The sequence below is a fragment of the Brevibacillus composti genome, assembly GCF_016406105.1.
Taxonomy (GTDB): Bacteria; Bacillota; Bacilli; order Brevibacillales; family Brevibacillaceae; genus Brevibacillus; species Brevibacillus composti.
The window spans coordinates 3,555,695-3,574,441 of the sequence record NZ_CP066308.1 but is presented as its reverse complement, the minus strand read 5'-3'; the positions used below and the strand labels follow the sequence as shown (position 1 = coordinate 3,574,441).

The 18,747-nt window shown below is 51.7% G+C and carries 17 protein-coding genes and 1 pseudogene; 14 read left to right on the top strand and 4 right to left on the bottom strand.

What is annotated here, in order from left to right:
* Nucleotides 1-102: 102 nt before the first annotated feature.
* Nucleotides 103-1,005: a DMT family transporter gene (locus JD108_RS17945; protein ID WP_198827346.1), complete on the bottom strand. Its 903-nt coding sequence runs from the start codon at nucleotides 1,003-1,005 to the stop codon at nucleotides 103-105.
* Between the two features lie 221 nt (nucleotides 1,006-1,226).
* On the opposite strand from JD108_RS17945, the gene JD108_RS17940 reads away from it, so the two are divergent.
* Nucleotides 1,227-2,603 carry an aminotransferase-like domain-containing protein gene (locus JD108_RS17940; protein WP_198827345.1) on the top strand — a complete coding sequence of 459 codons (1,377 nt, stop codon included), beginning with the start codon at nucleotides 1,227-1,229 and terminating at the stop codon, nucleotides 2,601-2,603.
* A gap of 170 nt (nucleotides 2,604-2,773) precedes the next feature.
* On the opposite strand, the gene JD108_RS17935 is transcribed toward JD108_RS17940, so the two are convergent.
* Nucleotides 2,774-3,664 (bottom strand): DUF6282 family protein, encoded by an 891-nt coding sequence (locus JD108_RS17935; RefSeq protein WP_198827344.1) that lies wholly within the window; start codon nucleotides 3,662-3,664, stop codon nucleotides 2,774-2,776.
* A 132-nt stretch (nucleotides 3,665-3,796) separates the two neighbouring features.
* Here JD108_RS17935 and JD108_RS17930 point away from each other — a divergent pair, with 132 nt between their 5' ends.
* From JD108_RS17930 to JD108_RS17900, 7 genes are all read left to right on the top strand, one after another.
* The gene (locus JD108_RS17930; RefSeq protein ID WP_198827343.1) at nucleotides 3,797-4,471 is read left to right on the top strand and encodes a GntR family transcriptional regulator; all 675 of its coding nucleotides are present in this window, start codon (nucleotides 3,797-3,799) and stop codon (nucleotides 4,469-4,471) included.
* A 218-nt stretch (nucleotides 4,472-4,689) separates the two neighbouring features.
* Nucleotides 4,690-5,022: a cupin domain-containing protein gene (locus JD108_RS17925; protein WP_198827342.1), complete on the top strand. Its 333-nt coding sequence runs from the start codon at nucleotides 4,690-4,692 to the stop codon at nucleotides 5,020-5,022.
* Complete coding sequence (locus JD108_RS17920) at nucleotides 5,015-5,809, top strand: HpcH/HpaI aldolase family protein (RefSeq protein ID WP_198827341.1); 795 nt, start codon at nucleotides 5,015-5,017, stop codon at nucleotides 5,807-5,809. The genes JD108_RS17925 and JD108_RS17920 overlap by 8 nt, the downstream gene beginning before the upstream one ends.
* 32 nt (nucleotides 5,810-5,841) lie before the next feature.
* Nucleotides 5,842-6,879 (top strand): TRAP transporter substrate-binding protein, encoded by a 1,038-nt coding sequence (locus JD108_RS17915; protein WP_198827340.1) that lies wholly within the window; start codon nucleotides 5,842-5,844, stop codon nucleotides 6,877-6,879.
* Nucleotides 6,880-6,972: 93 nt separating this feature from the next.
* Nucleotides 6,973-7,455, top strand: coding sequence for a TRAP transporter small permease (locus tag JD108_RS17910; RefSeq protein ID WP_198827339.1), 483 nt, complete (start codon nucleotides 6,973-6,975; stop codon nucleotides 7,453-7,455).
* Nucleotides 7,452-8,744: a TRAP transporter large permease gene (locus tag JD108_RS17905; RefSeq protein ID WP_228728191.1), complete on the top strand. Its 1,293-nt coding sequence runs from the start codon at nucleotides 7,452-7,454 to the stop codon at nucleotides 8,742-8,744. Before JD108_RS17910 ends, JD108_RS17905 begins: the two co-directional genes overlap by 4 nt.
* Before the next feature lie 98 nt (nucleotides 8,745-8,842).
* Entirely contained in the window at nucleotides 8,843-9,160 is a 318-nt protein-coding gene (locus JD108_RS17900) for a WGxxGxxG family protein (protein ID WP_228728190.1), read from the top strand.
* Nucleotides 9,161-9,201: 41 nt separating this feature from the next.
* Here the strand turns inward: JD108_RS17900 and JD108_RS17895 are convergent.
* Nucleotides 9,202-9,795: pseudogene (locus JD108_RS17895) on the bottom strand (DMT family transporter); the annotation flags it as partial.
* Nucleotides 9,796-10,028: 233 nt separating this feature from the next.
* On the opposite strand from JD108_RS17895, the gene JD108_RS17890 reads away from it, so the two are divergent.
* Together JD108_RS17890 and JD108_RS17885 are read left to right on the top strand one after the other, a co-directional pair.
* The gene (locus JD108_RS17890; RefSeq protein WP_198827338.1) at nucleotides 10,029-10,727 is read left to right on the top strand and encodes an ArsR/SmtB family transcription factor; all 699 of its coding nucleotides are present in this window, start codon (nucleotides 10,029-10,031) and stop codon (nucleotides 10,725-10,727) included.
* 133 nt (nucleotides 10,728-10,860) lie between these two features.
* Nucleotides 10,861-13,008, top strand: a complete 2,148-nt coding sequence (locus JD108_RS17885; protein WP_198827337.1) for a sensor domain-containing protein — start codon at nucleotides 10,861-10,863, stop codon at nucleotides 13,006-13,008.
* 42 nt (nucleotides 13,009-13,050) lie between these two features.
* On the opposite strand, the gene JD108_RS17880 is transcribed toward JD108_RS17885, so the two are convergent.
* Nucleotides 13,051-13,524: a Ppx/GppA phosphatase family protein gene (locus JD108_RS17880; protein ID WP_198827336.1), complete on the bottom strand. Its 474-nt coding sequence runs from the start codon at nucleotides 13,522-13,524 to the stop codon at nucleotides 13,051-13,053.
* 231 nt (nucleotides 13,525-13,755) lie between these two features.
* Here JD108_RS17880 and JD108_RS17875 point away from each other — a divergent pair, with 231 nt between their 5' ends.
* The 4 genes from JD108_RS17875 (at nucleotide 13,756) to JD108_RS17860 (ending at nucleotide 18,729) form a co-directional block, all read left to right on the top strand.
* Nucleotides 13,756-14,898 carry a glycosyl hydrolase family 8 gene (locus JD108_RS17875; RefSeq protein WP_198827335.1) on the top strand — a complete coding sequence of 381 codons (1,143 nt, stop codon included), beginning with the start codon at nucleotides 13,756-13,758 and terminating at the stop codon, nucleotides 14,896-14,898.
* A 79-nt stretch (nucleotides 14,899-14,977) separates the two neighbouring features.
* A complete protein-coding gene (locus JD108_RS17870) occupies nucleotides 14,978-15,733 on the top strand; it encodes a diguanylate cyclase domain-containing protein (protein ID WP_198827334.1) in 756 nt (251 codons plus the stop codon).
* Nucleotides 15,699-17,477 (top strand): polysaccharide deacetylase family protein, encoded by a 1,779-nt coding sequence (locus JD108_RS17865; protein ID WP_198827333.1) that lies wholly within the window; start codon nucleotides 15,699-15,701, stop codon nucleotides 17,475-17,477. The genes JD108_RS17870 and JD108_RS17865 overlap by 35 nt, the downstream gene beginning before the upstream one ends.
* Nucleotides 17,470-18,729, top strand: a complete 1,260-nt coding sequence (locus JD108_RS17860) for a glycosyltransferase family 2 protein (protein ID WP_198827332.1) — start codon at nucleotides 17,470-17,472, stop codon at nucleotides 18,727-18,729. Before JD108_RS17865 ends, JD108_RS17860 begins: the two co-directional genes overlap by 8 nt.
* Nucleotides 18,730-18,747 lie beyond the last annotated feature (18 nt).

Here is an 18,747-nt window from a genome sequence, read left to right as displayed (position 1 = left end):
ACATACCATGAAAATGCTTCGGTCTCAATCGAAGTATGGATGTGAGCTCCGGTTCCTTCGTATGGCACCTGGGGTTGGTTTAGGATCGCTGGAAAGAAGGGTTTACTGTTTCACGGATGCAGCTCCTTTTTTCATCACCGCGGCATTCTTGCCAAAGATAACGGAACACACAACAATGGCAGCGACGAGGACAGTGAAAAGGGTTACGGATTCATTCAGAAACAGAGCGGAGATCGCTATCATTAAAAAGGGCTGCAAATATTGAATCTGGCTAACTCTGGAGATCCCTCCCAGCGACATGCCGCTATACCAGGCGACATACGCCAGAAACTGACTCACGACTGCCAGATAAAGAAAACTGATCCAGGCTTTCAAAGGGGCATGAAGCATCTCTCCGGTCACGTTCAAAAAGACGGGAACGATGAACAGCGGAGCCGCAATCAGTAGTGCCCAAGCAATCACTTGCCAGCTGCCTAATTCCCGGGCCAGCTTGCCGCCTTCTGCATAGCTGAGCCCGAGTATGAGCACGGCTGCCAGCAAGGCCAGATCTGCAAATTGCAATTGGCCAAATCCAAGGTGGACCGCATAAGTAATTACTGCCAATGAACCGATGAGGCTGTAAAGCCAAAATATGAGAGAAGGGACTTCGCCTGCTCTCAGCATGGCAAATCCTGTTGTCGCTAATGGCAAAAGTGCCACGACGACAGCTCCATGGGAAACAGGCAGGCTTTCCATGGCCCAGGAAGTGAGCAAGGGAAAGCCTAAAACCGCGCCGAGCGAGACAATCACCAGGCTCTTGAATTGGCGGAGGGAGGGCCTCTTTTCTTTTCTGACCAGCAATACAAAAGCAACGATCATAGCGGCGAAAATGGTTCTTCCCAAACCGACGAACGTTGCTCCGAAATACTCCACGGCGACCCTGGTCGCGGGGAGCGTGATGCTAAAACAGATGACGCCTGCCAGCCCCAACAGCAACCCCAACTTTTCCCTTCTTTCCACTTGCATGATAGTCAGCTCCCGCCTTTTGTTTTTGGTGTTCACGCTGTACCCGTTTCCGTTCATGAAATTTTTCCTGTGCACAAGGATTTTTCAGCGGCTTTATCTAATCTGTTCATCATCTGTACGGATATAATCAAGATACTAAAAGGAGCGGCGGCAAAAAGAAACGGAATTTTCGTTCATCTGTCCTGGTACAGAAAGGGCTGGTACAGAAAGGGGGAATAACGATGGATGCAAAATATGCGGGGATTATGGGAGAAATTAAAAAACAGCTGGCAAACGGGTCACTCTTGGCAGGGAGCAAACTGCCTTCTGTGCGCCAAATGTCCGAATGGTTCGCTTGCAGCAAAAATACCGTCATCAAAGCATATAGCGAACTGGAAAAAGAGCATATCATTTATTCGGTTCCGAAAAGCGGCTATTATGTGGTGAATCAATTTCAAAACCCTGAAAATAAAAGCCATGCGATTGATTTCTTGTCTGCTGGCCCGGACAAAAGCGTCATGCCGTACATTGAATTTCAGCATTGCATGAATCAAGCGATTGATACCTACAAAGAAGAGTTGTTTACGTATTCCGATCAGCAAGGGCTTTATTCGTTGCGAGTTCAACTGGTCAAGTACTTGCAAAATTTGCAGGTGTTTACCGATCCGGAAAGGCTGTTTGTCGTGTCCGGCTCTCAGCAAGCCCTGAATTTGTTAGTTTCCATGCCCTTTCCAAACGGGAAGAACCATATCCTCATCGAACAGCCTACCTACTTTGGTTTTATTGAGTCAGCCACACTTCATCAAGTGAAGACGTTTGGCATTGATGTCACCATGGAAGGGATCGATCTCGAACGTCTGGAGTATATCTTCCGAAACAACGACATCAAATTTTTCTATATTGTTCCGAGATTTCAAAACCCGCTTGGGCATAGCTACACGAATCATGAGAAAAAAAAGATCGTGGAATTAGCGGAAAAATACGATGTGTATATCGTGGAAGATGACTTTTTGGGGGATCTTGACCCCAATGCAAAATCAGACCCCCTATTCTCCTACAATCCGTCCGGCAGAGTGATTTATGTGAAAAGCTTTTCGAAAATTTTCCTTCCTGGCCTGCGAATTGCGCTCGTCGTTCTTCCCAAATTAATGATCAACCATTTTTTGCGCTATAAATTTAGCGCAGATTTCAACAGCCCTGTCCTTTCTCAGGGGGCACTCGAAATCTATTTGAAAAGCGGGATGCTGGACGGCCATATGAAGAGAATTAAAGAGCTCTATCAGAAAAAGATGAAGCTTCTTCAAGAAGCCTGTGAATTATTGCTGCCAGTGGGTACGCAGTTTTCCAAACCGGCTTCCGGATTTTATCTCTCTGTATTTCTTCCAGAGCGGGTGACAGCAAAACAGGTCGTGAGTGTGCTGCGGGAGAAGGAGATTTACGTCGATGATGCATCCAGAATGTTTTTGCCCGAATACAAGAAAGACAATCTGGTTCGATTATGCATTTCTCAGGTGAATGAGAGTCAGATACAGCCGGGAGTAGAGCAGCTGGCTCGTTGTATTGCCTCGATTGACAGCAGAAAAAACCATCTAGCATCAAATAGCCTTCTGCGCTTTTAGCATACTGGCTCGCATCCGCGGGGGCTGTCGTCAATTTAACGTACAGACAGGGCAGATTTTGCCCCGGTCGACCGAGCCGTTTCTTTTGAAAATGAGGCGAGACATCCGGGTCCCCCATCAAGCCGCGAATGTCGATGAGGCCGGATGTCTCGAAATGAATACCACCTTTGTTATTCTTCTACAAGACGTGAGGTGTTCACCGCGGTCATGTTCCTGATTTCCTCCTGGGTGAACCCGTTGTCCAGCAAATTTTTCACAAACGTGATCATCCCCTCGTCCGGATAAGGGTTGTTCGTCTGCCCCAAATCACTGGAAAGGATGCAGTGCCGCGGACCGACATAGCGAATCGTCTCATAAAGGCCGTCCCAATCAATCCCGTAGACGGGCGTGATGACCCCGAAACATTGTTCCAGATAGGCCCCCTGTTCCGCCAGCTCCTTCTGCTCCTCTTTGGACAGATTGACAGAAGAAAAGGTAGGGTGGGTAATGACGATCTTCTTGACCTGATGGTCGTTGGCAGCCCGGACCAGGGCAAAGATCTCCTTTTTACTCAAGTGGCCGGTGGCCAGGATGAGCTGGTGCTGCGCAATGATATCCAGGACATCATGTGTGTTTTTGGTGATTTCGCCGTTTTCCAGGATGCTGATTCCGGCTTGTCCTTTGCCTTGCTGATTCAATTCCAGCTGGACTTTTGCCCAGGGCGGCAATTCGCCGTAGCTGCCTTGGTTGAGCAAGAAGTCCAGCTCGTTTGCCGCGTCAAATGTGGGCATCCAGACGATTTTGGCTCCGTCGCGGGCGGCCATTTCGACAGCGGAAGGATTGATCCCGCCTGTCGGATAATTCAGGCAAATGGCACCAATAGGATGGATATCGGGATATAGTTTCTGAACGAGCCGCGCTCTTTCGGCTGTACAAAAATAATGGGATTTGATCCCGAAACCCTTCATCCCGATATGACGAAGACGCTCCGCCATTTCGAGGTCATCCAGCTTTCTGGGACTGACGTCGGGTCCTGTGTGCACATGTAAATCATAGGCGCCTTCTAAAAGTTCCACGTACATAGTTTCTCTCACTCTCCCGAATAAAATGGAATCTGGCGTGGCATTATATATAATTTCGTGTTAAATTGTATATTATAAGATGCATCATGGTTTTTCAAGTAGGATCATTTCCGTGTAGAGAGGAAGTTGTTGATGCAGGACCGTCAGAGGGTGAATACCAAATCGGATACCGTTTATGAATTTATCAAGGAACAAATCCATTCAGGTGTCTTTAAACCCGGCGATCGTATCATCATTCGCGAAATATCCCGGCAGTTGGGAGTTAGTGATATACCGGTAAGAGAAGCCGTAAAAAAATTGGCCTCCGAGGGTTTCCTGGAGGTGAAGTCGCACAGCGGAGCTCGTGTAGCTGCATTGAATATTCAGAGCCTGGAGGAGATTTTTCTCATTCGGGTGGAGCTGGAGACGCTGGCCACGCGTCTCGCCGTGAGATCCGCGACGCCAGAGGAGGTCGCCCAATTGGAAGCGTGCGTCCGGAAGATGGAGGAAAGCTACCAAAACAATGACATGGCCAGCTATACCGCATACAACCGGGAGTTTCACCAGTTGCTCTATCGTGCCTCGCATGCCCCTTATCTGGTAGAAATCATTGAAAATCTCTATGTGAGAAGCGACAACTCCAAAAAGATCTTTCAGCATGACCCGGAGCGTTGGCGCAAGTCAAATGCCGAACACCGAGAAATCGTAGAGGCAATCCTTGCAAAAGATGAAGAGAGGGCGGCCAAAGTGATCCGTTATCAAAAAGAGAGCGGATTTCGCGGCGTACTAAATGCTTTGAGGCTATCTCAATCACTTCTGGGCGGATAAAATGGGCGTTCCCCGTTTTATCCGCTATTTATGTTCGGAATATTTCGGTGATGGCTAGTTCTCCAGTGATCTTTGCCAAGTGAAAAAACACATATTTTTGAATTGACAGTAATTTTGACTTTATATATAATTCGACTCAAATGATATATAATTTTGTGCAAAATTATATACTCGTTCTTCGAAGAACGCTATTCTGACCACAAGCAGGAGGAAGATGTATGTTAAAAGTTTCCAATTGGAACCAAATTCAAGAAGTTTTTGTGCGAGAAGGGGTAACCCGAAAAGGATTCAGCGGAGAAGGAGCGACGATTGCCATCAATACGCTGGTGCCGGGGCACGAACCGAAACCGCACAGTCACCACTATGAGCAAATTGTCTACATCATGAGCGGCAAGGTGAAGTTTCACGTAGGGGAGGAGGCCGTCCTATTGGAGGAAGGCGGTTTGCTGGTCGTCCCTCCGAATGTCGAGCATTACGCCGAGGTCATCGGCGATGAGGTCGTGATCAATTTGGATGTGTTTTCGCCAAAACGGGCTGAGTACGATGAGTAGCGCCGCCCGAGAGACGGCTGTGCTGAAAAGGGAACTGTCTGCCGGCAAACCGCATGTGGGGATTTTTTCGAAAGCGCCTTCATTGGAGCTGGTCGAGATGATCGGGCTTTCGGGCTTTGATTTTATCGTGATCGATATGGAGCACACCACCCTGACTTTTCATCAGGTGGAACAGATGGTCCGGGCGGCGGATCTGCACGGTTTGCACACCATCGTCCGTGTTCCCGACGCTCAGGCAAGCACCATCCTTCGTGCGCTTGATTTGGGGGCGACAGGCATACAGGTTCCACAGATTCATGACGCCAAAGACGTCACGTCGGTCGTGCAAAAGGCGATGTACCCGCCGCAGGGAACCCGCGGCGTTACCTACGCCCACCGGGCGGCAAAATACGGGTTTGCCGGCGGAGCGCAGTATATGCAGAAGGCCAATGAGCGGACGACGATTGCTGTCCACATCGAAACGGAGAGCGCCTTTCGGCAGGTAGAGGACATTTGCAAAATAGATGGCCTGGATGTGGTTTTTATCGGGCCGCTCGACCTTTCTATTGCCTTGCAGGTTTCTCCTGACTATCTGGAGGGAGGACTGACGGGTCCTGTCCAAACGATTCTGGACACGTGCCGCCGGTACGGGAAACAGGCTGGAATCGCGGTGAACAACGAGAAGGAATACCGGTTTGCTTTGGAGCAGGGAATCCCCTACATAGTCTGGGGGTCTGACCTGGCGATTTTCAAACAAGCCCTGACCGGCATCAAGCAATTGCAGGCGCAAATCGAATCGGAGAAATGAGTGGGAGAGAAGAAAAGAGGGGGAACATCCTGATGAAAAAAAGAACGGGCATTCTTGCGAGTTTATCATTGGCGCTCCTGCTGACGGCTTGCGGCGGACAAGCCGGCGGCGGTTCGGCTGTTGAGCCGGCCGATGGCGCTGCCGCAAATGGACAGGTGACCAAGCTGAAATTTGCTCATGCAGCGGCCGAGACCCATCCTTTCCACATGGCCACCGTAAAATTTGCCGACCTAGTTCAGGAAAAGACAGAGGGGCGTGTTGCCTTTACCATTTTTCCTTCGCGCCAACTGGGTGACGACCGGGAGATCTTGGAGCAAACGATGAACGGAACGCTGGATGCAGCAGCCGTATCCAGCGCCATTTTCAGCAGCTTTACCCCGGTATTGGATGCCGTACAGATGCCCTTTCTCATCAATAACTACGATCTGGAAGCGAAAGTCTTGCAAGCACCGGTAACCAAGGAGCTGCTGGGAAGTCTCGACGGTTCGCTTGGATTGAAGGGACTGGCCCTGTTTGAAGGGGGCATGCGTCATATCGCCAACAACAAGAAGAAGGTGGAGACTCCCGCCGATCTGGAGGGCTTGAAGCTGCGAGTGGTACCATCCGATCTGATCAAAGACACGTTCGACGTGCTGGGTGCTTCTCCGACCCCAATGTCCTACGGCGAGATCTACTCTTCCTTGCAGACAAAGGTCATTGATGGCGAGGAGATCAATTTGACCTCCATCGTCTCGGAAAAGCACTACGAGGTATTGAAGCATGTCACGCTATCGGGCCAATTCCCGTTCCCGGCCGCCGTCGTCTTTAACGCGGGCGTCTTTGAAAAATTATCGCCGGAGGACCAGAAGGCTATCCAGGAGGCAGCGGATGAAGCGGCAGTCTACGTGCTGGAAGAAGTGAAGAAGCTGGATGAAGAAGCACTGAAAACCTTGCAGCAAGAAGGCATCGAAATTACCACATTGACAGACAACAAGGCGTTTCTGGACATTACCAATACGGTCTATGAAAAGTACACCGCCAAGGACCCGCTTATTCGCAAATTTGTCGAGGAAGTTCAAAAAATGAAGTAAGTGCAGGGTGGGGCAAAGAAAAGCGACTTTGCCCCGGTCTGCTTTCTCATCCAGGCTGCGACCCTGAGAACACAACGTAAGGTGGCGATATGCTTGCAGCAGTTGAGCAACTGGGTATATCGATTTTCAACATGGCTTATTATGATTCTGGTGGGAATCATGGCATGCGTGACGCTGGCAGAGGTAATCGGCAGAAACGTCTTTCAGCAATCCTTTTCCTGGTCGGAGGAAGTGGCGAGATTTACGCTGGTCTGGCTGACCTTCATTGGAGCGAGTGCCGTATATAAAAGAAAAGAACTGGTTGGGTTTGACATGTTCATGCAAAAACTGCCACCCTCTGCAAAGAAGATTGCAACGGTCCTCCTCCATGTATTCACCATCAGTTTCATTCTCGTTCTGATTTATTACGGGTTCAAGCAAACCTTTTCGAAAACAGCCATCATCCAGCACTCGCCTGGCCTTCAATTGCCCATGTATGCGGTTTATCTGGCCATCCCGCTCGGAATGCTTATGACCCTCGTACATGCCCTCGCTCTTTTGCTAGAAAAGAGGCAGGAAGGGGGAGTTGAACAATGATGGGTGCATCGATCGGTTTTGTGGTCCTGCTCGTACTGGGCGCTCCCATTGCTTTTGTCATCGGGATTACCGGTTTTCTTCATCTCCTCGGCACCGGAGAATTTCACTTGCTGCCGGCGATGACGCAGCGCATGTATTCCAATGTCGACAGTTTCACCCTGCTCGCCATTCCCTTTTTTATCCTGGCTGGGGAACTGATGAATACCTCTGGCATCACGACCAAATTGATCGGGTTTTCCCGTTGCCTGATTGGGTACGTGCGTGGCGGAATTGGCTACGTCAATGTAGTCGTGGCCGTCTTTCTGGGGGCGATCGTAGGGTCTGCCAATGCGGAAGCGGCCATTCGGGGATCGATGATGGTGCCCGAGATGGAGAAAGATGGCTATGACCGTGACTTTTCCTCTGCATTGACCGCTACCTCGTCAATCATCGGGCCGATTCATCCCCCTAGCCTGATCTTCATCATTTACGGCGTGGCGGCCAGCACTTCCATCGGCGCCTTGTTCCTGGCGGGGATCATTCCGGCGCTGCTGATTGCCATCGCCCATATGGTTGTCGTCTATTTCTATGTACGCAAAAAAGGGGCGGTCCTGAAAAAGCATCCGTTTCCGACCTTGAAGGAATTTGGCCGTTCTTTTTATGAGGCCATTCCCGCTTTACTGATTCCGCTGATTATCCTCGGCGGCATTTATTCCGGCCTGTTTACGCCGACGGAATCGGGGGCGATCGCCTGCTTTGTGGCCTTGATCGTTGGATTCTTTGTCTATCGCACGCTCACAATTGCTGATCTGCCCAAAATCTTGCTGCAAACCGGGCTGATTACGGCTTCCATTACGTTTATCATCGCCACCTCCAACATTTTGGGATGGTCGCTCGCGATTGAGCAATTGCCGCAAAAAATTGCCCAAGTGATGCTGGCGATCAGCGATAGCCCAATTGTAATCCTGCTGTTAATCAACGTCTTGCTTCTGATTGTCGGCATGTTTTTGGACATCACGGCTGCGCTTTTGATATTGGTTCCCGTGCTTCTCCCCGTCGTCACCAGCATCGGGGTCGACCCTGTTCATTTTGGGCTGATCATCTCGATTAACTTGGCGCTGGGTTTGGTTACGCCCCCCGTTGGCGTCGTACTGTTTGTCACCTCCAATGTGACGAAAGTGCCGCTGCAGCCGCTGGTAAAGGCGTGTATTCCGTTTTTTATCTCCATCCTTGTCACTTTGCTGGTCGTGACCTACGTTCCGGAGCTCTCCCTGTTCCTGCCGAGAATGGCAGGATTGATCGGACCTTAAGGAAAACCCGACAAAAACTGAGCAAACATGAATATTTCCCCCCCTGATGGAAATTCTGGCTACTAGCAAGGTAATTACTTACATTTAGGGGGTTCTTCATGTTTAAGAAGCTCAATGCGATCATTCTGGCTCTAGTTTTAACGGTATCGATGGGGGCATCCGCATTCGCTGAAACCGGCGGGGCCGGCAACACCGGCGGAACCAATGCCGGGATGACCGGCAATACGGGAGCGGGTGCAGGTACCGGTGCAGGTGTAACCGGAACCGGAACCACCGGCGCCAACCAAGGGTATAACAACATGTACAGGACTACCGCTGCTGACAACGATACGGACTGGGGCTGGATCGGCCTTTTGGGACTGGCTGGCCTTGCCGGATTGATGGGCAGAAACAGAAATCGCGAAATGCAGAGATAACCGAAATCCCGCCTTTGGCTGTGCCGAGGCGGGATTTCATTTTAGTCGGCCGGCCGGACGGAGGGGGATGGCTCCGACTTCAGCTTCTGCCTGTGGGGCGTCCAGTTCACCAGAAAGATGCCGGTGAAGATCAACGCTCCTCCCAGATAGACGTGCCAAGCCACCTTTTCTCCCAGCAGCAGCCAGCCCGACAGCACTCCAAAAAAAGGAGCGAGAAAGAGGAAGGCGCTCGTTTTCCCCGGATCGCCTTTTGCGAGCAAGGTAAACCAGCCCGCAAACTGAACGATCGACGCCATGACGGCGAGCCAGAGCAATATCCCCAGAGAGGCTGGGGCGATGATCAATTTCGGTGTTTCCAGCGCGGCGCTCATGAGGAGCAGAAGCAGTCCGCCAAACAGCATTTGGAGGGCAGTCAGGACCCATGTATGAAAGGCCGTCCCCCATTTTTTCACCAAAATGGTCCCGAGAGACCAGAAAAAAGCAGCACCCAGCCCCCACAGCGTGCCGATGTTCCACTGCAGATGAAATCCCAGCGTAATCCACACCCCTCCCAGTCCGATCAGCACGCCAAGCCATTGGGAGATGCGGTACTTCGCCCCGAGCAGAAAGGTCCCCATGATGATGACGAACAAGGGACCATGAGCAGCGTGGTCAGCACCACCAGAATTCCATAGGAGAGCGCGTTCATTCTTTTACCGACCTTCCCTTTTTCTGTGATCAGCCGTCACGGCTGTCTTCCCTGTGTGGTTCTTTTCTATCGTAATGCCGCAATCATTCGATTATCATCGAAGTATGAATGAGATAGAGTTAGGTAAGGACTCACCGTGAGCTGACGGCGAAAAATATCGGGAAGGACGTGGTGAAGGGTATGCAATCAAGTCCCAATCTTGCGCGAGTGGCTTCGCTCATCGGAGATCCCTCTCGCATCGCGATGCTGCTCTGTCTGATCGGGGGGAAGGCATTGCCAGCGAGCGAACTGGCTCGTGCGGCCAAGATCACGCCCCAGACAGCCAGCTCCCATCTCGCAAAATTGGTGGAGGGCGGTCTGTTGACGCAAGAGGCTTACGGCCGTCACCGTTATTACCAGCTGGCAAATGCCGAGGTCGCCCATGCTCTGGAAGCGCTGCAGGCGATCGCCTCTCCTCAGCCGGTCCGGTCCCTGCGTGAGTCGGACCGGGTGAAAAAGCTTCATTTCGCCCGCACCTGCTACGACCATTTAGCCGGAAAGATCGGCGTGGCGCTCACCGACCGGCTCGTCGAACGAGGGTTTATCCGTGCGGAAGGTAAGGATTTTCTCTTGACGGCCGAAGGACAGGAGAACCTGAAAGCGTTTGGCGTAGAAGTGGAGCCGCGCAAAGGCGGAAGGCATTTTGCCCGCCAATGCCTGGACTGGAGCGAACGCCGCCCTCATCTGGCCGGCAGTCTGGGTGCCTCGCTGACCCGCAGACTGTTTGAGCTGGGGTGGATCGAGCGTTTCCCCGATGGGCGGGTGGTTCGCCTCACGGCAGCTGGAACAAAAGGGCTTTCCGATCAATTTGGACTGCGGGTGGAAGAGGTCTCCACGTAAATTTGGTACACTTTTCGTAACTTATGGGCGATGCGGTTGTGAAATTGTGAATCTATGGTAATGTGGAACTAAAAAGGGAGCTTGCCCGATGCGGGTGTGAAGCGTATCCATATAAAGGAATCGGTGATCGAACATGAAAAGCGAACTGTTTTCCCTGGATGTCACGGAATGGGACGGACTTTTTCAGACGAACGACAGACTGAAGGCCGTGATGCGAGAGCTGGCCGATGTCAAATATGCCTTGGACCAATCGGCGATTGTGGCGATTACCGACCGTCGCGGGACCATTCTCTATGCAAATGAACAATTTTGCAAGATCTCCGGCTATGCCGCCGAGGAATTGATTGGCCAGGATCATCGCATTCTCAATTCCGGCTTGCACCCAAAGGAGTTTTTTGCCGAGATGTGGGCGACCATTGGCTCGGGGCGAATCTGGCGGGGAGAGGTGCGCAACCGCGCCAAGGACGGCTCCTACTACTGGGTGGACACGACGATCGTGCCGTTTTTGGACGAGGACGGAAAGTCGTACCAATACGTCTCGATCCGCAACGACATCAGCGGCCGCAAGCAGATGGAAGAAGAACTCAAGCGCAGCGAGGAAAAATACCGCCTGATTACCGAGAATACGACAGATTTGATCTCCGTGGTCGATCGGGAGGGCCATTTTCTCTATCTCTCTCCCTCGCATGAAGCGGTTCTCGGCTGCAAGACCGGGCAAGTCGGGAGCAGCTTGCTTCCCTGGATCGTGGAGGACGACCGCGAGATCATGAGTGAAGCGATCCAGCACGCATTTTCGTCGCGGAAAAGCAGACAGATCGAGTATCGCCTGTGCACGGCTGCAAGACAGGAGATCTGGGTCGAAACGACGATCAATCCGGTCATCACAGCGGCAGGTACAGTGCGGAAATTGGTCCTCGTCTCCCGCGACGTGACCGAGAGGAAAAAGTCCGAACAGACGATCCATCATCTGGCCTATCACGATACGCTGACCGATCTGCCTAACCGCAGGCTGTTCGTTCAATATCTGAGCAAGGAGCTGAGCCAGGCGAAGCGTGTCGGCTCCAAGCTGGCAGTGCTGTTCCTGGATCTGGACCGGCTGAAAGACATCAATGACGCATGGGGCCATGATGTCGGCGACTTGATCCTCATCGAAGCGGCGAAGCGTTTGAAGGGCTGCATCCGCAACCATGATATGGTGGCCCGTCTCGGCGGGGATGAATTCACGATTGTCCTGACCAGCGTCTCCGGCAAAGAAGAGGTGGAATCCATCGTCCATCGGCTGCAGAGCCTGCTGCAAAAGCCCCTTGTGCTGGCAGGGCAGACCTTTACGCTCTCGATGAGCATCGGCATCGCGCTCTATCCGCAGGACGGCGTCGAAGCGGACGATCTGTTGAAGAGGGCGGATACGGCCTTGTACGTGGTCAAATCCAGAGGGCGCAACAGCTATGAATTCTTTGATCCGACGATGGAGGCGAAGACGCTGGAGCGCATCCTGATGGAGAATGAGCTGCGCAAAGCGATCAACCAAGGGCATTTTGACATTTACTATCAGCCGAAAACAGATTTGGCGACGGGCAAACTAACCGGCATGGAGGCGCTTGTCCGCTGGATCCATCCGGAGCTGGGAGTGATTCCGCCGAATCGGTTTATTCCCATCGCAGAAGAGACCGGGATGATCATCGAGCTGGGAGAATGGATTCTGCGGCAAGCCTGTCGGCAGAATAAAGAGTGGCAGAATGAAGGCTTTCCGCCGCTCAAGGTGTCCGTCAATCTCTCAGCGCGGCAGCTGCATCAAAAGAACCTGACGGAAGTGATCGAAACGATCCTGAAGGAGACCGGGCTGGAGCCGAAGTGGCTGGAGCTGGAAATCACGGAGAGCATTCTGGTCAAGCTGGATGAGGCGATCGATACCTTGCAAGCGGTCCGTCAGTCCGGCGTCCAAATCTCCATCGACGATTTTGGGACCGGCTATAATTCCTTCAGTTATATCAAACATCTGCCGATCGATACGATTAAGATCGATTCTTCCTTTATACAAGACATTCATCAAAATCAGGAGAGTCAGGCGATTGTCAAGGCGATCGTCACGATTGCGGAAAGCCTCAATCTCAACGTCATCGCCGAAGGGGTGGAACTGCTCGACCAGGTGGCGGCCCTAAGTGAAAACGGCTGTGATCAAGGGCAGGGATACCTGTTTAGCAAGCCTCTGCCGACAAAAGATTTCAAACAATATTTGCAGACCGTTCACCATTACGGGGAGAAGCCGATCGGGATCAACTGACGTAAGTCGGGTCATCCGGACGGGAAAACGCGAGGTGATTCCCTAACTTGGGCGCACCACCTTCTGGGCGGAACATAAGCTGAGGGTAGGTAATACCCTAACTGTCGGGAGGATTGAGCATGTACGGATATCCCGTTCACTATGTTCACTGGCCCGTACCCGTTCAGGAAAGACGCCGGGTTGTTGATACGAGAGATCAGGCGATGGCTGCGGAGATTTTGTTTCGATCGCGCCCATCAGCTCGCTGCCGTTTGCCGCCTGCCTGACCGCCGCCGTGGCCACGCCGATCACGTCAGAGACCTGGCGTGCTGTCAAAATGTCTCGAAATTGGCGCATGCAGGCCATGGTTTTCTCCCAGCCTTGCTCGTCCAGCGCACCATCGCGAAGGTGGCCGCTAAGCCGCAGTCCGCGCTTGATATTATCTCGCTCGTACACCAGTCCCCGCTCATTCTGTTCGTAGATGACGAGCCGCGCAGTGTTTGAGCCGAGATCGATGACGCCTATGTATCGCTTCATTCGGGATTCCCCACTTTTTTCCAAAGTTCGGTTGCAGGTATGATCGTATATTTCCATTATGCCACAGGATGGGTGAATGGCGAGGTATTCAGAATTGATTTAGTGCAGGTTGATATAATCACAGGCGGATCTTTTCCAGTAAGTCACAGGAGGAAATGAAAGATGCCACTCGGAATAACAAAGTGAGTGAAAGATCGGGGGATACGCCACAAGTACAGAAGGATGGGTTGCATGAAAATAAACAAGCCGATGATCTGGCTTTGCGGGGCCATCATTTTTGCTTTCATCATAGCGGGGACTGTTTTGACCTTTTCCAATCAGGCGGGCGGAACGGATGAGAGGGAGGAAGTGCAGATGCCCCGAGAGAGAGAACTGCCGGGAGAAGAGTTCATCACGCGTCACATGCGAAATGAAGCAGGGCTCCTGAAGACGAACTTGAAGCAGCACATATCCCAAAATAACGAGATTGCCGAGGGCGAAGAGGCACTCTCCGAATCACTCGGCTTGTGGATGATCTATTGTGTAGAAAAAGGGGATCAGAAGCTGTTTGATCAAAGTCTGCAAATGCTCCAGCATTTTCTGAAAGACGGCTGGATCGCATGGAAGGTCGGATCGGAGAAGCCTGCCGTTTCCACCAATGCCTCCATCGATGACTTGCGAGTGGTGGAAGCACTGTATCTCGCGGCTGATAAATGGGGGGACAAGCGTTACACGGAGATGGCCCAAAAAATCGGGGCCAGTCTGGAGAAAAATCAGATCGTGGATGGTTTGCTCGGTGATTTTTACGATGTGCGCGCAAAGTGGGCAAGTCCCGTCATGACCCTCTCTTATCTCAATACGGTCGCTTTGAAAAGACTGGCAAACGACAATGCGGTGGAGCACGCAGTCTATGCGCAGAATGAACAGTTTTTGAAAGCGATCCCCCTGAAAAACGGGTTTTTTCCTTTTTCCTACAACATTCAGACGAAGCAATACGAGTATCACCAGGAAGTGAATCTGATTGACCAATTGTACATCCTCTACCACCGGGCAAAGGAGGGGCATCCATCGCCCGAGGTGTGGAAGTTCCTCAAGGAACAGTTTTATGCGCATGGCCTGCTGTATGGAAGATACGATGCGATCGCGAAAACACCGAGTGTTCGTTTTGAATCGCCGGCGGTTTACGGCTTGGCTATTTTGGCGGCGGTTGAGCTGCAGGAGCACACTTTCGCCCAGGACCTCTATTTTCGCATGAACCGCATGCAGACCAGAAATCCGGGCAGTGTCTGGTATGGCGGCTACATCAACTACAATACGATGGATACGCATATCTTTGATAACCTGGTCCCCTTGGTAGCGGAAAGGGAGTTGTATAATGAAGGGCTTTTACACTAAGGAAAAGGACTATTTTCTGCGACAGACCATACTTTTTCTTTTTACCATACTCCTTTGTTTCTACACCTTCGGACAGGCCATGCAGGATTGGCTGACCTGGTCCCTTTTTTTGAGTACGGCGATCATTATGGTCACCGGGATGATGAAGGGACTTTTGGCGGCTTTGGGCGTGTGTCTCGTGGTTCTTTTCGTTTGGGGAAGCCTGTTGATCTGGTCCCATTTTGCCGCCATGCCGCTCCGGTTTTCAGTAGAGGAACTGATTATCTGGATGACGTTCTTTTTGGGAGCGGCGGTCACTTCAGGCCTTCCCCACCGGATCATGAGCACGATTCTAGCCGAGAACGACGAGATGAACAGCAAATTTGACGAGCTGGTAAGCATTGACGCGGATACGGGCTTTGATAATGAAAAGAGGTTTTCTTTTGATCTAGAAGAGGAATTTAGCCGTGCACGGCGGACGGGGACCCCGTTTTCTCTTTTGTATGTAAAAATCCTGTATTTTCGTCAGTTTGTGGATCTGTATGGGCGGAAGGAAACCGAACACTTGCTTCAATCACTGGCAGAGCTGTTGAGGCAGAAAACGAGGATTACGGACAGGAAATACCGGCCCCATGAGGATACGTTTGCGATCCTGCTGGCAAACAGTACAGAGGAAAATGCACAAATCGTTATCGCCAAAATCGAGAAGCTGCTGCAACATCACACGTTGAGGCGAAAAAACAAGCAGATTACCCTCACCATTGCGTTTGGACTTGCCTCGTACAGAGAGGATATGAGCGACCCATTGGAGCTGGTACACGATGCAAGAAAAGAGCTTGAACAATATATTCAGTAAACATGGCCGGGCAAAACGGCGGACCTGTCTGGGAATTTGTCTGATGGTCATTTGCTTTTTGGTATTGCCGCCTGTGGCGGAGGCAACAGGGACAGCGGATCAAAAACCAAAGGTACTCGTGGTGTATACCACGGAGAGCGGTGAGATCACGGAAAAAATCAGAATGCTTGATCTGTTGCTCGGCCACTTCACCGCTGATGCGAGGTACGTCAGCGATGCCGAACTGTCCGCTACCGATATGGAAAATGTAACGCATCTGGTTTACGGCGGGACGTTTGCTGCTCCTCTCCCCCAAGCCGCCCGGCAGCTATTGTCCACGTATCAGGGAAAGATGCTGGCGATCGGGGCCAATGTCGAGCAGCTGGGGAGCCGGTATTCCTTCTTGAGCGCGAATCAGCCTGTTGATATCAGCGCGATTTCGCTGTCAAAGACCGCCTCTCCAATGCCGCTTGAACAAAATTACGTCATCAGGCACATACAGGCGGAGAGCGGGGACACGCTGCTCTGGGGCTGGAGCGGTCCCTACGCACATCCTTTGCTGATTCAGCGGCAGGATGCCTATTATTTCGCGACCGACAATCTGTTCCAGCCGTTTCATGCTTTTCTGGGAGAAGCGCTCCACTCCTTTTTTCAGCAGCCTCATCATGCTGGCCATTATGCGTACATCCGGCTTGAGGACGTTCATCCGTATTCGGATGCAGCGCTCTTGAAGGAAACCGGCGATTTTTTGGCCGATCGAAACATTCCCTTCATGATTGCCTTGATCCCCGTCTACACGAATCCGCAAACACTTCAGCTCCACCACCTAAAAGAGAACCGGGAGCTCGTGGAAGTTCTCCGGCATCTGCAATCGAGAGGGGCCAGTATTCTTTTGCACGGGTATACGCATCAGTATCGCCAGTCGGAAACGGGAGAGGGATTTGAGTTTTGGGATGTCAAGAATAACAGTCCCGTCTCCGGGCCGCCCGAAACGCTCGTCCGCACGAAGAATCTGTACGACTTCGCCACGACGGAAGCGTATGAACGCTATCTGGAACAGAACCGGGCCTATGAGGAGCGGTATATCCGCACCCGCGTGGAGCGAGGCATTCAGGAGTTGACGGAGCTGGGACTGTACCCCGTCGGTTTTGAGGCACCTCACTATACGATCAGCCAAAGGGGCTACCAGATCGTATCGGAGTATTTCCGCTTTGTGCTGGGACAGGCCCAACTGGGGGACCGCGACTGGGAAATCATGAACAGTCCGCCCTACTTGTCCACGCCTTCCTTTTTACATGGCATGATGCTGCTGCCGGAAACGATCGGCTATTATGATCCAACCTCGCTGACACCGCTGGCAGACATGGCGGAAAAAATGAAAAATATCGAATTCGTTCGGGATGGGGTGTTTGGGATGTTTTATCATCCCTATCTGGGAATCGACCATTTGCAAGAACTGATTTCCTACATGGAGACGGTGCCCGGCCTGAGTTGGATCGATCTCAGGCAGATGTACGGGGAGGAGGAGTGGAAGACGCTCGTCTCCCAGGGCGTGATCCCCGCTTCTTCGTCGTTGGTGACGGACCTGGAGAATCCGAATTTACCCCCTGTGCTTCCCGTAAAACACGGGGAAGCCATGCAGAAGATTCTCTGGGGAGTGGCCGCGCTTGTCACGGTCATGGTCCTGCTGTTTTTGCTGTACACGCTGCGAAATCGAATGAATTTGCGGAAACAACTTTTTCAGGAGCAAGATTATCATGGCTAACGGCTTGTTTTACCTGTCGCTGTCTCTGATTTGGGTCATGCTGCTCTATCACATGTTCTTGATGCAGGGAGGGTATTCTCACTACCTGCGCTATACCCGCCCGATCAAGGAGTGGGAGAGCCAGGGGAAATCGCTGCCGAAAGTCAGCATCCTGATTCCCGCACATAACGAAGAGGTCGTCATCGAGCGGACCCTGAAGGCGATGATCCGGTTAGATTATCCCAAGGATCAGCTGGAGGTCATCGTGATCAATGACAACTCCCGTGATCGGACGGGGGAGATTGCCGAGTCCTATGCGGCCAAATACGATTTCATCAAAGCGGTGCATACGGAGCCGCCCTACGCGGGGGTGGGAAAGTCTTCCGCACTGAACTACGGTCTCAAGCATTCCTCGGGGGAGATCATCGTCGTATACGACGCGGACAATACGCCCGAACGCAAGGCCGTCTATTACCTGGTGTTAGCCCTGCAAAACGATCCGCGGGCAGGGGTGGTCGTAGGCAAATTCCGCGTGGTAAATGCGGCGAAGAATCTGCTTACGCAATTTATCAACATCGAGACGATCTGTTTTCAGTGGATGGCACAAGCCGGCCGCTTCCACTGGTTCGGGGTAACGACCATACCGGGAACCAATTTTGCCATTCGCCGTTCGCTGATCGAACAGCTGGGCGGCTGGGATGCCAAAGCGCTGGCAGAAGACACGGAGCTGACGATTCGCGTCTATAACGAAGGGTACTATATTCGCTTTTTTCCGGCAGCCATTACCTGGGAGCAAGAACCGGAGAATTGGAAGGTATGGTGGAAGCAACGGACCAGATGGGCCAGAGGGAACCAATATGTGGTCATGAAGTTTTTCTGGCGGCTGTTTTCGTTGAAGCGGAAAAGCATTGTGTTCGACCTCATTTATTTCTTCTTTACCTACTTTTTGTTTTTCATGGGTGTCATTGTCTCCGATGTATTGTTTGTGGTGAATCTGTTTGTCGATCTGAACTTGAACGTGGGGGTTATCTCCATCATCTTATGGGTGCTCGCCTATTTCCTCTATGTAACTGAGGTTATGATTGCACTCAGCATCGAAAAGAACCAGCTTCATTTGAAAAGTTTTCTGATCGTGCTGCTGATGTACTTTACGTACTCTCAGGTATGGATTTTGTTGGTTCTGTATGCCCTTTATCTGGAAATCAAGCGAGTCGTATGTAAGCAGGAGCTGAAATGGTACAAGACAGAACGCTTTGGACAAGAGAAGAGCTAAAAAGACATATTCACGTGA